The 13,488-nt window shown below is 70.4% G+C and carries 14 protein-coding genes; all 14 read left to right on the top strand.

The window, feature by feature from the left end; genetic code table 11:
• Positions 1–83: 83 nt before the first annotated feature.
• The 14 genes from ACIQWX_RS13810 (at position 84) to ACIQWX_RS13745 (ending at position 13,485) form a co-directional block, all read left to right on the top strand.
• A complete protein-coding gene (locus ACIQWX_RS13810) occupies positions 84–1,580 on the top strand; it encodes an ATP-binding protein (protein WP_400869188.1) in 1,497 nt (498 codons plus the stop codon).
• A 383-nt stretch (positions 1,581–1,963) separates the two neighbouring features.
• Entirely contained in the window at positions 1,964–4,018 is a 2,055-nt protein-coding gene (locus ACIQWX_RS13805) for a ParB/RepB/Spo0J family partition protein (RefSeq protein ID WP_400869186.1), read from the top strand.
• Positions 4,019–4,167: 149 nt separating this feature from the next.
• Positions 4,168–5,124 carry a PP2C family protein-serine/threonine phosphatase gene (locus ACIQWX_RS13800; RefSeq protein ID WP_400869184.1) on the top strand — a complete coding sequence of 319 codons (957 nt, stop codon included), beginning with the start codon at positions 4,168–4,170 and terminating at the stop codon, positions 5,122–5,124.
• A complete protein-coding gene (locus ACIQWX_RS13795; protein WP_400869182.1) occupies positions 5,121–6,110 on the top strand; it encodes a bifunctional DNA primase/polymerase in 990 nt (329 codons plus the stop codon). The genes ACIQWX_RS13800 and ACIQWX_RS13795 overlap by 4 nt, the downstream gene beginning before the upstream one ends.
• Positions 6,111–6,126: 16 nt before the next feature.
• A complete protein-coding gene (locus ACIQWX_RS13790; RefSeq protein WP_400869180.1) occupies positions 6,127–6,819 on the top strand; it encodes a hypothetical protein in 693 nt (230 codons plus the stop codon).
• 177 nt (positions 6,820–6,996) lie between these two features.
• A complete protein-coding gene (locus ACIQWX_RS13785; protein WP_400869178.1) occupies positions 6,997–7,278 on the top strand; it encodes a hypothetical protein in 282 nt (93 codons plus the stop codon).
• A 51-nt stretch (positions 7,279–7,329) separates the two neighbouring features.
• Positions 7,330–7,932 (top strand): hypothetical protein, encoded by a 603-nt coding sequence (locus tag ACIQWX_RS13780; RefSeq protein ID WP_400869176.1) that lies wholly within the window; start codon positions 7,330–7,332, stop codon positions 7,930–7,932.
• A complete protein-coding gene (locus ACIQWX_RS13775; protein ID WP_400869174.1) occupies positions 7,925–8,155 on the top strand; it encodes a hypothetical protein in 231 nt (76 codons plus the stop codon). Before ACIQWX_RS13780 ends, ACIQWX_RS13775 begins: the two co-directional genes overlap by 8 nt.
• Positions 8,156–8,507: 352 nt before the next feature.
• The gene (locus ACIQWX_RS13770; RefSeq protein ID WP_400869172.1) at positions 8,508–9,539 is read left to right on the top strand and encodes a DUF4192 domain-containing protein; all 1,032 of its coding nucleotides are present in this window, start codon (positions 8,508–8,510) and stop codon (positions 9,537–9,539) included.
• A 514-nt stretch (positions 9,540–10,053) separates the two neighbouring features.
• Positions 10,054–11,358 (top strand): hypothetical protein, encoded by a 1,305-nt coding sequence (locus ACIQWX_RS13765; RefSeq protein WP_400869170.1) that lies wholly within the window; start codon positions 10,054–10,056, stop codon positions 11,356–11,358.
• Entirely contained in the window at positions 11,352–12,152 is an 801-nt protein-coding gene (locus ACIQWX_RS13760; protein ID WP_400869169.1) for a hypothetical protein, read from the top strand. Before ACIQWX_RS13765 ends, ACIQWX_RS13760 begins: the two co-directional genes overlap by 7 nt.
• Before the next feature lie 67 nt (positions 12,153–12,219).
• Positions 12,220–12,759, top strand: coding sequence for a hypothetical protein (locus tag ACIQWX_RS13755; RefSeq protein WP_400869167.1), 540 nt, complete (start codon positions 12,220–12,222; stop codon positions 12,757–12,759).
• A 30-nt stretch (positions 12,760–12,789) separates the two neighbouring features.
• Complete coding sequence (locus ACIQWX_RS13750) at positions 12,790–13,080, top strand: hypothetical protein (RefSeq protein ID WP_400869165.1); 291 nt, start codon at positions 12,790–12,792, stop codon at positions 13,078–13,080.
• A gap of 216 nt (positions 13,081–13,296) precedes the next feature.
• Positions 13,297–13,485: a hypothetical protein gene (locus ACIQWX_RS13745; RefSeq protein WP_400869163.1), complete on the top strand. Its 189-nt coding sequence runs from the start codon at positions 13,297–13,299 to the stop codon at positions 13,483–13,485.
• The last annotated feature ends 3 nt before the right edge of the window (positions 13,486–13,488 follow it).

The following is a 13,488-nucleotide window of genomic DNA, read 5'->3' as shown; positions in this document are numbered from 1 at the left end:
CGTCGCGCGGCGACGAACACCCCCCGACTCCGGCGCCCTACCTGGCACCGGAGTCTCTTTCTGCCTCCTGGAAGGACGAAGCCATGGAAGCCCTGACCCGTGTGGTCACCCTCGACGATTCCCAGGCCCGGATCGTCGACATCCGCGCCCACCTCAGCGTCGGCGACGCCGGGCTGCGCGTGCACGGCCTCAGCCCGACGGTCTCACGCGAGACCCGCGACCGGGTGCGTGCCGGCGTCCGCAACAGCGGCATGTCCTGGCCCGACGGCGTCGTGCACCTCACCGCCTCCACCGCCCACCCACGCTCCGACGTCGATCTCGCCGCCGCGGCCGCAGCCCTACTGGTCACCGAGGCCGTACCAGCGCGGCGGCTGACCGCGACGGCGCTGGTCGGCGAACTCAGTCTCGACGGCACCGTCCGCTCGGTTCCCGGCATGCGATCGCGCGCGATCGCGGCCGCCGCCGGGTTCACCCACCTGGTCGTGCCCACCGCCAATGCCGCCGAGGCCGGCGACGTCCCCGGCCTCACCGTCATCCCTGTCGCCTGCCTGGATGACCTGGTCAGCTGGCTGCGCGGCGGGCCCGCTCCGGCCCTACGACCCGAATCGGGCGAAGGAGCATTGGCTACCGCGTCGTGGACTCCCGAAGCCTGGGCCCGGCTGTCGCCCACGGCGGTCCGGGCCGCCGCGGTCGCCGCGGCCGGCGGTCACCACACCCTGCACGTCGCGGCACCCGGCACCCCGGTCCTGCTGCTGCCGCGGTTGATCCGGGCGCTGATGGCCGACCTGACCGACACTGAGGCGCTCGAGGTCAGCACGTGGCACTTCCTGGCCGGCGAACCTGCCCCTGACCGCAGCGAGCGCCTCCGGCCGCCCGGAGTTCCGTTGCTGCCCGGCGACACGATAGCCGGGGTAGCCGGATCCCTGAGTCGTCCGGGACTGCTGACGCTGGCGCATCGCGGTGTCCTGACCGTCGAGGACCTCCCCGAGCTTTCTGCGCGCATCGTCGAGGTGCTGCGTCCGGCGCTGGAGAACGGCACGATCGGCGTGACCGCAGCGGCGGGTGCCGAAACGCGCCCGGCCGGAGCGCGCATGGTGTTCACCGCCCGCGACTGCCTGTGCGGCAGCATCCGGACCGAGGACTGCCGCTGCACCCCGGCGCAGCGTGCGGGCTACCTCGCCCGGATCCCGCAGTGGCTGCTCGACCGCGTCGACCTGTTCCTGCGGAAGGTCACCGTCGCCGAGCCCCATCCGTCGCTGCCGTCCCTGGAGTCGGTGCGGGAGGGCGTCGCCCGAGCGCGGGAACGCGCGCGCTACCGGTGGGGTGCCGCACCGGAACCCGGCACCGAGATCGACTACACGACAGCCGTCACCGGCCTTCCCACCCACGCGGTACGGGAACTGGACGACGCGATCCGACAGGGCCGGATCACTCCCCGGACCGCTGCGCGGTGCCTGGGGCTGGCCTGGACACGGGCCGACCTGGATGGCCGGGCGCACCCGGACATCGCCGACATCTGGCTGACGCTCGCCCACCGCAGCGGAATGCTCGGCCTGCTCCGGAATCCGGCTCCCAGGTGAGCTGCAACAGGCCCTGAGTTGTGAGGCACGAGCCTCATGGCGATAAAGCCGCTGCAGCGGGGCCAGGCAGAAGGATGAGGAAAGTGTTGCTGCGCTGGAAAAAGCGGTGCGGGTATTCCGGTCGGGCCGACGCACTCTAGCGGAGCCTGGCGTCAACGGAAGCCCGCCCCATCACGATCTCTACTTCCGGTCGTGCGGTCGGGGCGGCCTTGCCGTCGACGCGGGCGGCCCCGCTGGGGCGAGTGCGTCCCGACCGGGACACCCGCACTCCGCTTCTCCATCACCACGACGCGGTGATGGAGAAGGAAGGTGGTGCGGGGTTCGTGGCCGGTCACCGGATTCGTTCCCGGTGACCGGCCGGCCCGTGTGAAGGAGCGCCTTTCGTGACCAGCACGATGGATCTGCCGACCCAGCGCGACACCGACAACCCGACGTCCGCACCGGACACCGACCTCCCCACGACCGACCTCCCCACCGACGACCTGGGCGGTGCCGCCGCCGAGGACACCGTCTCCGACGGCGACACGACCGCGACCGACGTCGAGGAGATCCCGCTCGACGAACTGTCCGATAAGGACCGCGCGGCGCTGCACGCGCAGTGGGACGCCGAGATCGACACCATCGTCCGGGCCGACCCGCACACCGTGCTGCTGGCTGAGAACGTGCGCACCGACAACGCCGAAGCCGACGAGGACACCACGGCGAACTTCAAGACCCACGGCGTCAAGACCGCGGTCAACGGCTACCGCGACTACGACACCGGCACCATCGTGGTCACCGAAGGCCAGCGCCGCGTCCTCAACGCCCGCGAAGCCGGCTGCACGGTGCCGATCTGGATCAAGACCCCGCCGCCGGCCGACGAGCGCAAAGCCACCATCGAGCGCATCGTCAACCAGCTCATCGAGAACGACCCCGCCCTCCGCAAGCCCGTGACCCTGGCCGACACCGCCCGCGCCCTCAAGCAGCTCGCCGCGTTCAACCTCAAGCCCGCCGGAATCGCCCGCAAGCTCGCACTGGGCAAGCAGGGCAAAGCCTACGTCGAGAACGTCCTGCAGGCCGGACAGAGCGAGCTGGCGCTCAAGGCCGCCGAGCGCTACGACCTCGATCTGCTGCAGGCCGCGGTCATCGCCGAATTCGACGAGGCCGGCGACACCGACACGGCCAAGGAGCTCATCCTCACCGCGCGTACGGCGCCGAACAACTTCGCCCAGCTCGCCGAGCGCAAGCGCACCGAACGCGCCGACCAGCAGCGGCTCGCGGCCCTGACCGAGGACCTCACCGAGGAACTGACCGCCGCGGGCGTCACGATCTTCGACACGAGCCTGCCCGACAGTCACGGGGACGCGCGCACGCTGGACCGGCTGCGCCCCACCCCCGAGGACGAGCCCCACACCGAGCTGAGCGCCGAGGACCACGCGTCCTGCCCGGGACACGGCGCGTGGATCGAGACCGACCACTACGACGAGCAGGGCAATCAGATCCCGGTGGCCGTCTACGGCTGCGCCGACTTCCTGGCCCACGGTCACGCCCTCAGCTACGCCCCGGCCGGCCGCGCGGACTTCACCCCCGTGCCCACCAGCACCGGCACATCCGTCGACCACGAGTCGCCCGACGAGGAGGACGCAGCCGGGCAGGCCGATGAGGTCGCGGCCGCGCGTGCTGCCCACGCCGCCGCCGAGCTGGAGCGCCAGAAGGCGCGGATCATCCGCAAGTGGGTGATCCAGAACAATAAGGACTGGGACGCATCCCAGGCCCCGCGCCGGCAGTGGCTGGCCGGGCTGGTGCAGCGCGGCACCGCGCCCAAGGGTGCGCAGTTGTTCCTCGCGCTGCAGAAGGCGCACGGCGGCTACGCGCTGCGGCGCGCGTTCGAGCGCAACCACCCGCTGGGGATGAAGCTGTTCGGCATGCCGGTGGGTGCGACGCTCGCCGACCTGACCGACAAGGTCGCCAAGGCGCCCACCGCGGGGAAGGCCACCCTCTACGACCTGGTCCTCACCCTGTGCGCGATCGAAGACGACCTGTCTCGCAACACGTGGCGCAGCCCGTGGGGCTCCGCACGGGAGTACATGGCCGCGATCATCGGCTGGGGCTACCCCGCCTCCGACGTCGAGCGGAAGGTCGTCGCCCCGGAAACCGAGCAGGAGGTCATCGCCGCGCAGCTCGGCGACCTCGCCACCGACGCCATCAGCGACGGCGGCACGATCGCCGAGGGTGACGAGGCCGACGGTGCCGAGGCCCGGAACGACGCCGACCACACCGAAGTCGAGGACCCCACTGACGAGCCCACCACCGGGATCGACGACGTCGACGACGTGAGCACGGACGACCAGAGCGACACGGCGACCGACCACACCGATGACGACGCCACCGGCACCGATCAGGAGCCGGTCGAGCACGACACCGAGGCCGAGGCGGAGCTGATCAGCGCCGCGGTCTAACCGCCCGGCTCGTCGCCGCACCCGGTCCTTCGCCCAGGGGGCGGGCCCGCGCACTGCGCTGCCGGGCCCGCCCCCGTTCTCATCCACCCCGTCGTCCTCGCCTCCCGCCGGGCTCGCCGCCAGCCCCGCGGGTGAACGGAGTCGCTTCGATGCACCCGCACCTTCCGCCAGCCTTCGACCACATCCACCGCACCAGCACCTACGCCGCCGGGCACCACCCCGTCTGGCCGTATGCCCCACTCCCGCCCGGCCCGACATGGACACACGCCACTTGCCACTGCGGCTGGACCGAGATCGCCGAATCCCACCGCGACGCTCGAGCCCTCGCCCGCGACCACCGCCGCTCCGCCGCCGAACACCCCACCTTCCTGCCCGGTGCGGCGCTGCGCATCGGCGGCCGCGCCCACCAGGCCGACGCCACCGGCACCCACGTCTCCCTCACCGGCACCCGCCACGGCTGGGCCGTAGCCGACGGCATCGGCGACTACCCGCTCGCCGCCCACGCCGCCGGCAGCGCCGCCGCGACCGCCGCCTACATGGCTGCCGACCGCGGCGCCGTCGCCGGGCTGCTCGCCGCGGCCAGCACCCTCGCCACCGTCCACACCGGCGACACCGTCATGGTCGTCGCCACCCCGCTCCCACCCGAACGTGGCAACGGGTGGGACATCGCGTGGGTCGGAGACTGCCGCGCCTACGAGTACAACCCCGACACCGACGTCCTCACCCAGCTCACCGTCGACCACACCGAAGGACAGGAACTCCGCGACAACCTCGCCGAGCACTACCGCGATCGGCCGCAGGACCTCGAGGACCTGGCCGCCCGGCGGGACAACGTCGTCACCAGCTCCGTGGCCACCGCCGACCACGACTCCCTCGGCCACATCACCACGACCGGGCCGCGCCACCGGTTGCTCCTCACCAGCGACGGCGTCCACAAACCCGTCCCACACGCCTCCCTCGTCCGCGCGTGCCGCACCTTCAGCGCCCCAGCTGCGTGCGCGAACCGGCTAACACTCGCCGCCCGGTACCACGGCGGCACCGACAACGCCGCCGCCATGGTCATCGACCCCGCCCCGGCCCCGGTCGCGGCCGAGCTGGTGCCATGACCACGACGACTGTGTCGGCACCGGCACCCCTCAACGCCACCGGCGATCTGCTCGGCGCTGCGTTGAGCGCTGCCGGGCGCGGGTGGCCGGTGTTCCCGCTCGCCCCGCGCGGCAAACGGCCCGCCATTCCCGACTGGCAGCAGCGAGCGACCTGCGATCCCGACCGCATCCGCCGGTGGTGGCGCCGCCACCCGAGACATAACGTCGGCATCGCCTGCGGGCCCGCGAGCCTGCTGGTGCTCGACCTCGACGCCGCCCACGGACCGATTCCCCGCCCATGGGCCCGCCTCGGCGTCACCCACGGCCGGGACGTCCTGGCTCAGCTCGCCCAACAGGCCGGCGAACCCGACCCGGTGGACACGTTCACCGTCGCGACCCCGCGCGCCGGCGAACACAGATATTTCGTCCGGCCACCCGGGTCGCGGCTGCGCAGCACCGTCGGCGGACGCGGCCGCGGGCTGGGCTGGCACGTCGACACCCGCGGCCCCGGCGCGCTCATCGCCGCCCCGGGATCCATCGCCATCGTCCACGGCGTGCCGGTGCCCTATGCCGTCACCTGGGACCTGCCGGTCGCTGTCCTGCCCGGCTGGCTCGTCACCGCCCTCACCGCTCCACCGGCACCGCCGCCTCCTGCGCATCCGCCGCCACCGTTGCCGATGACCAGCCGCCGGGTCACCGCCTACGTCCAGGCCGCCGTGGCCGCCGAGTGCCGCAACGTCGCCACCGCCACCGAAGGCCACCGCCACATCACCGTGTACGCCGCCGCCGCGGCACTGGGCGAGCTGCACGGCAACGGCTGGATCAGCGCCGCCGCGATCACTCGCCACCTCTCCGACGCCGCCCGCCACCACCTCGGCGTCGCCGACTTCGACGCTCGCGAGCTGAGCACCACCATCCGCGACGGTATCGCCGCCGGCCGCGACAACCCGCGCGTGCTCACCGACCGGCCTGTACCCCGACACCGGCGCCACCCCGGTGCCCGCTGACCGAAGGGATCCCATCATGTCCGACACCGCATCGACCTTCACCTGGCTCTGGCAACGGAAACCGGACAGCACCGACCTGGAAAAGGCCCTCATCCCCGCTCACCTGATCCCCGCGGGTTGGCTGCCCATGCTTCAGCACCGCTACACCGAAGGCGACCGCGTCGACTTCGTCTGGGACGGACAGCAACAGTCGGGCACGGTCGTGCAAGACCAGGGCAGGTACCTGGCTATCACCGGCGAGCGCCCCGGCTCCGGGTTCACCATCCATAAGACGGACGTCCGTCCGCGCGAGGCCGAACCCGCCGCACCGGCCGGCCCGGTCGTCGACACCGCGATCGACCCGCATCCCGACCCCGTTGTCCGCCGGGAAGGCCACACCGCGACCGCGTACTGGAACCTCAGCCGCCCAGCCGCCGACGGCTGGCTGCCCTGGGCGCGCCTGCACATCGCCTTCCAGCCGGACATCGGGTTCGTCGCCACGCTCTCCAGCGTCGAAGAACTCGACCAGGCCGGCCAACACCGCGAACGTCAGCGGCCACTCGACCCGGTCGTGGTCCATCACCACCCGACGCGCCGCCCCAGCCACCACGCCGTCCGCACCTGTCTGCGCGACGCCATCGAAGTCGTGATCTCCGCAGCCGGACAACGCCAACCGGTGGTCCGCGCCCACTTCGTCCCGTTCCTCGCCACCGCCGCGCAGGAGAAGTAGCCGGCAGTTGACTCAGGCCGGCACGCCGCGCGGCGCACCCGGTCACCAGAAAAGCACAGCGCGACCCGGCCCTCACCACGAAGCCCGACCGCCCGTCTGGCGGTCGCCGGCCCGGGCCGCGCCGTGCTCGCAAGACCCGTTCACCACCGGCGATCGCGCCCGCTGAAAGGAAATCCGATGCTTGCAGCTTCTTTGCCCGGTGTCCTGCACTACCGCGACGAACCGATCCGCTGGCACGGACGCGACGAGGTGGCCCGCGAGTACGTCCACCCGGACCGCACCGTCATCGAGGTGCCGAACCGGCCCTGGCCGGTCGCACGACCGGAGGACTGTGACGACCAGACCTCCACCGGAATCTGGTTCGACGCCAGCGGTACGCCGCAACTCGACCCGGCCGACCGTGCCGCGCCCGAGAGTGTCGTGCTGCTGTGCCGCCGGTGCGGCCTGGACTGCACCTGACACCCACAGACGACAATCCCACGTCCACTTGAGACACAGGCAGGTAAATCGATGCCTCACGACAGCCGACCGCCCGACCTTTCCACCGCCGTACTCCGCGTCGACGAAGGCCTGGTGTGCGGCGATGACCAACCTTACTTCCCGGCGCAGCTCGGCGAGCCACAGTTCGTGGCCACCGACGAGACCGGCCGTCACCACTACGCCGTGACGCCGCGGTTTCGCCGTGTCGTCGCCGAATGGGTCGCCATCACCGTCGAAGCCACCTCCGACCATCTGCGCTTCCGCTGGGACGGCGACGACCTGATCGTCATCGACGATGACGCACGCGACAACGACCGCGATCCGACGAGCGGCCCCGCCGTCGAACGCATCCATCCCGATGCCGACGGCAAGTACACCTTCGCAACGTGGTTGTGGCACGTCTACGACGCTGCCGCCGAACACCTCGACGACACCACCCGCGCCGCGCTGGCCTTCCTGGCGACCGACGATCTGCTGCAGGTCGACACCGTGATCCGATACGTGGCCGAAAACACCTTTCCCGCACCAGATCCGCAGACGCTCCACAACATCCGCTACCGACACCGGACCTCCGCGAATCCGCCCGTAATAACGAGCCGGGACACCGACGTCGAGGAGCCACACGATGAGTAACGACTACGCCGGGATCCCGGCGGGATGCGACGTCACGCTGGCGCGCCCGGGCGAGGAGGGCGGCGTCGAACTGCTTTCCGACGGCGACTTCGCCCTCGTTCTGGCCGATGACGGCAACGCCACAGTGGTGACCGTCGAGGGCACCCCGGCGGAACTGCTCGACTTCGTGTACCGGGCTCTACAAGCGCTGAAACAACACGAGCACTTCGGCGACGGCGGCTGACCGACAGATCCGTGGCCGGGGCCCGCGGACAGGCAATGCGGATCGAAATCCGGGTTGCCGCGCGCGCCCGCCGTGCCGACGGCCGGGACGTGGTCGTCATCTACCGCAACGAACGCGGAAACACCGAAACCGGCCGGAGTTCTGAAGCGTCGCGGTCAACGGAATCATCGCTGCCTCCGGCCACGACATCACGCGGCCGCCCCCGCCCTGGATCGCCCGCACCGCCACGACCACGGTGCGCACTGACCTCGGCTGGTGACCCGTCACCCTTCCCAGCACCGCGCCATCCGCGCCCTCCGACACGTCACGCCCACCCGCACCATTCGTCCGCCGTAGGCAGTGAGGTTCCTTGATGCCCGAACCGATGTACCTAACCGACGAGAATCTTCTGGCCGCCATCCCGGCCCTGATCGGGTTCGTTCCCGTCGACTCGCTCGTGATCGTCGCCGCAGTCGTGCACACCGACGGCACTGTTCGCCTTGGCCGCACCACCCGGTTCGATCTCGACCTGGCCATGCGCCTGCCGCAGCGGGTCGTCACGCACCTCGACCGTGCGCTGGGCGACCGACCGGTCCAGCGCCTCATCGGCGCCGTCGTCCACGACCCCAGCGACAGCACCGACCTGCCCTACCGGCCTCAGCTTCACCAACTCACGCACCGGCTGCACGAATCCGGATTCGTCAACGTCGAGCTTCTGCACCTGCCCAGCTTCACCGCCGGCGCAGTCTGGTCGTGCTACGACGTCGCCGACCACAACGGCATCCTGCCTGATCCTGCGCTCTCTCCGGTCACCACCGATCGCGTGGCCAACGGCAACCGCGTCTACAGCGACCGGGCAACCTTCCTCACCCAGTTCCTCCCCGCGCCCGCCGACGTCCGCGACAGCATCGCCACCCTCGCTGACCCGATCACCGAAGAGGTCCAGGCCGAAGAACTCACCGGCGACTTCCCGCGACTGCGCCGGCGCCTGGACCAGCTCGACGAGGCCGTCACCGCCGCCACGCTCGGCCAGCTGCCCACCGCCGTCCACGAGATCGCCGAACTGATCGCCGCCCTGTCCAGCTTCCTCCTGCGCAACATCCACCTCATCCAGTCCACCGAGGAGCGTTGCGGAGCAGCGCAGTCGCTGTGGCTGCACCTGTGGCGACACGCCCCTGCCCGATACGCACCCACCATGGTCGCCCTCACCGCCACAACAGCACATTTACGCAAAGACGGCAGCACCGCCGGCGCCATCCTCCAACACGACCCACGACCCACCAAGCTCAGCCGGCTGGTCCGCCGCTGGATCGCCGATGGTGTCGAACCCGCCGTTGTAGCACCGGACATCGCCGCTGTCGCACAACAGTTGCGAGCGACGCTGACCAGTCCCGCCGAGAACTGAACCATCCAAGCAACATAGGGGATTCCATCCCTGTGCTCGTGCAGTGCGGGGCGTCGGGAGCACAGCACCCCCGGTCCCGGGGCGGCCTGAACCCGGCGCCCGGCTACATCCGGCGCGGGTGAACCGGCCCTGCGGCATCGCACGCCCGCGCACGTCTGCAACGGCCGGTCCACCCCGGCCGGACGAGCCCGCCGGGCTTCACGCCCCAGGCCCGCGGGCGCTCACACCACTTCACGTCCCGCACAGCCACGAGCCCCGGAGAGGCCACGCACTTCCTTACACAGCACTAACCGCGGCCATCCGCGTCACGCGGGTGCATCCGCCGATCTCCTCAACTCGGTGTCCCGTCCGGGCCTCCCTGCCCGGCCGGGACACCGTCCCTGAGGGCCGGTAGCGCGGCGCGCGCCGAGCGCCCCAACGCCGCGCTGCCGGCCCTCCCACGTCCACGCGCCCCTTTTCGGCTTTCACACCGGGAAGGGGCGCTTTCACGTCTCGAGCCCGAAAGGCCAGCACCATGACCACCTCTGTCCAGGACGCTATTCGCTGCGACGACTGCGGCAACACCACGCTGACGCCGTTCTACATCACCTCCACAGTGGCCAGCTGTGATGACTGCGTTCAGGCTCTTCATCGGTGCAATGAGTGCGGGGAGATCACCGACGTCACCTCTGCCACCGACGGCGACGGCCGGATCTGCGACTACTGCGAACGCGCCGAGCCGTACTACACCTGCGATCGGTGCGACATCCTCATCCGCGACGGCTCCACGTGTCGAGAACACGCCGTCGACGAGGACGACGACTCCTTCACGTGCACCCGATGCGACGACACCTTCTCCCGGCAATTGCACGAACCGTGCGAGGCCACCGGCGACCGCCAGCTGTGCTCGACCTGCACCGACGGCGGCTTCGACCTCTGCGACTACTGCGACCTCTACGACGAAGCCCTCCGCAGCACCGACAGCGACCGCGACATGTGCGACGACTGCGCCAAGCGGCTCGACTACTACGAGTGCGACGTCTGCACCACGCTCATCAACGGCGGCACCTACTGCGAAAACCACGACGTCGCCGACGAGGACGACTTGCAGGACCTGCACGACTACTCCTACAAGCCCGCACCGGTCTTCCACGGCATCGGCCCCCGCTACCTCGGCCTCGAACTGGAAATCAACGTCCCCGACGGCGACCTCGGTCAGCGCATCGCCGACACCGTCGACACCCTCGCCGGACTCGGTTATCTCAAAGAGGACATCTCCATCGACTACGGGTTCGAGCTCGTCACTCACCCGATGGCCTACCGCTGGGCCGTGGACTGCTTCCCCTGGCATCTGCTCGAACGGCTCGACCTCGCCGGCTGCAGCGGCGAGGGCAACGGACTGCACGTCCACATCAGCCGGGCCGCCTTCACCGGCCCCTGCCACGTGTTCCGGTGGATGAAGTTCGTCTACCGCAACGCCCCCGACGTCCAGACCCTCGCCCGCCGCAGCAGCAGCTACGCCGCGTTCCGCAAATTCGAACGCAACCACATCAAAGACGCCTGCAAAGGAAGCTATTACGGAGAGCGCAGCTCGGCGATCAACGCGCAACCCCAACACACCCTGGAGCTGCGAGTCTTCGCCTCCAGCCTCGACATCCAGCACGTGCAGGCCGCACTCGCCTTCGCCGACGCCTCCGTCGCCTACACCCGCGACCTCACCATCCCCGACATCACCCAGGCCGGCGGATGGACCTGGACCGCCTTCACCCAATGGCTGAGCACCCGCCCGCAGTACGCGCCGCTCACCGCCGAACTGGAGTACCTGGCATGTGCATGCTGACCTACCTACCCGCCGGCATCCAGCCCGACACCACCGCACTGGCCAACGGAGCCGTGCACAACAACGACGGCCACGGCTACGCCATCGTCGACGGTGACCGCATCATCACCGGCCGCGGCATGAACGCCGCCGCCGTCATCGACGAGTTCGCAGCCCTGCGCGGCCTGCACCCCGACCAGCCCGCGCTGTTCCACAGCCGCTACGCCACCCACGGCCCCGTCACCGAGGACAACATCCACCCGTTCCCGATCGGCGGAGATCCTCGCACCGTGCTGGCCCACAACGGAGTCCTGCCGGAGAAGGCCCAACCGTCCCGATGGGATCCCCGATCGGACACGCGCATCGCCGCCGACGACATCTTCTCCGCGAAACGGTTCCTCGCCATCAATTCCCCCGCAACCCGGCGCCGCATCGAATCCTGGCTCGGCACGTTCAACAAACTGGTCATCTTGACCGTCAACCCGCGCTACCCCGAAAACGGCTACCTGTTCAACGAGAAAGCCGGACACTGGGACCACCAGATCTGGTACTCCAACCGCGACTACTTCGACTCCCACCCCGGCCACACCTCCTGGTGGGGACTGGACGACGGCTGTCTCTACTGCGGCGTCGCGGACGCCGTCGACGCCGAGACAGGACTGTGCCTCGCGTGCGGCGCGTGTCCCTTCTGCGCCACCGACACCCAGCCCTGCCCATCCTGGTGCTTCCGGTTGCTCGCCGGCGTCTCCTGCTTCAGCTGCGGCGAAGACCTCGACGACTGCGGCTGCGTTGTCGCGCCCGCACTTAACGGCTGACCGCCTCGTTTTCGACTGCTGGCCGGGTGCGGCGTCTGCCGCTGCGCCCGGCCGGAAAGGGACCGCCATGCCCTCACACCCCGCCCCCGCGGACGCGACCCCACCGATTCCCGCTGCCCTCGCCCACCTGCCGATCGTCGGCGGTCTCGTCGTCCCCTGGGTCACGCCCCGCACCGCTGACGGCCGTTACCTGCTCGGCGCGGTCGACGCCACCAAAACCCGCACCGCCATCCACGGTCGGCTGTGCGGTGTCTGCGGCACTCGTCTCGGTGAGCGCCTGGTCCTGCTCCTGCGCGAATCCGACCTGCCCCGCTACGCCAGCACCGAGCCCGCCCTGCATCCGCACTGCGCGGCCTACACCATCGCCGCTTGCCCCATGGTCGCCGGGCGCCGCAGCCACTACCGCGCCAGCGCCCACCAGATCGGCGAGGACGCCCTCCACGGCGACGACCTTGACCAGCGTCTCGGCGCCCCCGCCGAACCCTGGCACGCGGTCTGGCTCACCCGCTACGCCGTCATCACCCTCCACGGTCACCCCGCCGCGTCCTACCTGCTCATCCCGCCATTGCGCATCCGACCCATCGGCGCCCTACAACGCAGCTCCTGACCATCAGCCCAGTCCAGAAAGGACCGATCCGTGCCGCCTGCCGAAGCGCTGGTGTTCATCGCCAGCAAACACACCAACCCCGTCCGACGGCGGGTTCTGTGGCGCGTCAGCGTCGAGGACGCCAAGAAGATCTGCAGCGACCCCCGCACCGCCGGCCCGCACTACATGCTGTGCTTCACCACCGAGAACATCGACGATCCCGCATCGTTCGTGTACGTACCGGACAACGGCCGGCACGCGGACGTCCTTCGCGACCACCGCATCCGCATCCTCCGCGACCACACCACGCCGCGGCCGGCCGCGACGCGGCAGCCGAAGTAGTGCAGCACCTCAGATCGGTGTCCGGTGGCGCGGCGGCCGGCCACAGGTGCGAACGACCGGGTGCCTCGTGCGCGGCGCGGACGTGCGCTGCCAGGAAAGCACACCCGGGCCCCGGCGCCGGGGTTTCGTCGCTCTGCCACGTCACTTGGTCGGGCGCCGGAGCCTGGGTGTGCTGGGAGGGCGCGGTCATCCGCACCCGGCACCCAAGAGGCTCCCGTGACCGCATCCACCGTCCACGACGTCACCGACCACAGCGATTCCGCCTACGAGCAGGCGTGCCAGCTGATCGAGACCGAACTCGGCGGCCGCCGCATCACCACCGAACCCGCAGAACCCGACCGCCACCGCACGGTCAGCGCGCGCCTGCACCACCTGGTCGACGGCGACAACACGATGGAGGCCTGACCG

The organism is Amycolatopsis sp. NPDC098790 (assembly GCF_044759945.1).
Classification (GTDB): domain Bacteria; phylum Actinomycetota; class Actinomycetes; order Mycobacteriales; family Pseudonocardiaceae; genus Amycolatopsis.
The sequence above is the reverse complement of the archived record's forward strand: the minus strand, read 5'-3'. Positions and strand labels throughout refer to the sequence as shown.

Coding starts and splice junctions, on each gene's coding strand:
- ACIQWX_RS13810 (WP_400869188.1), top strand. CDS start 84: ATGGAAGCCCTGACCCGTGTGGTCACCCTCGACGATTCCCAGGCCCGG.
- ACIQWX_RS13800 (WP_400869184.1), top strand. CDS start 4,168: ATGCACCCGCACCTTCCGCCAGCCTTCGACCACATCCACCGCACCAGC.
- ACIQWX_RS13795 (WP_400869182.1), top strand. CDS start 5,121: ATGACCACGACGACTGTGTCGGCACCGGCACCCCTCAACGCCACCGGC.
- ACIQWX_RS13790 (WP_400869180.1), top strand. CDS start 6,127: ATGTCCGACACCGCATCGACCTTCACCTGGCTCTGGCAACGGAAACCG.
- ACIQWX_RS13785 (WP_400869178.1), top strand. CDS start 6,997: ATGCTTGCAGCTTCTTTGCCCGGTGTCCTGCACTACCGCGACGAACCG.
- ACIQWX_RS13780 (WP_400869176.1), top strand. CDS start 7,330: ATGCCTCACGACAGCCGACCGCCCGACCTTTCCACCGCCGTACTCCGC.
- ACIQWX_RS13775 (WP_400869174.1), top strand. CDS start 7,925: ATGAGTAACGACTACGCCGGGATCCCGGCGGGATGCGACGTCACGCTG.
- ACIQWX_RS13770 (WP_400869172.1), top strand. CDS start 8,508: ATGCCCGAACCGATGTACCTAACCGACGAGAATCTTCTGGCCGCCATC.
- ACIQWX_RS13765 (WP_400869170.1), top strand. CDS start 10,054: ATGACCACCTCTGTCCAGGACGCTATTCGCTGCGACGACTGCGGCAAC.
- ACIQWX_RS13760 (WP_400869169.1), top strand. CDS start 11,352: ATGCTGACCTACCTACCCGCCGGCATCCAGCCCGACACCACCGCACTG.
- ACIQWX_RS13755 (WP_400869167.1), top strand. CDS start 12,220: ATGCCCTCACACCCCGCCCCCGCGGACGCGACCCCACCGATTCCCGCT.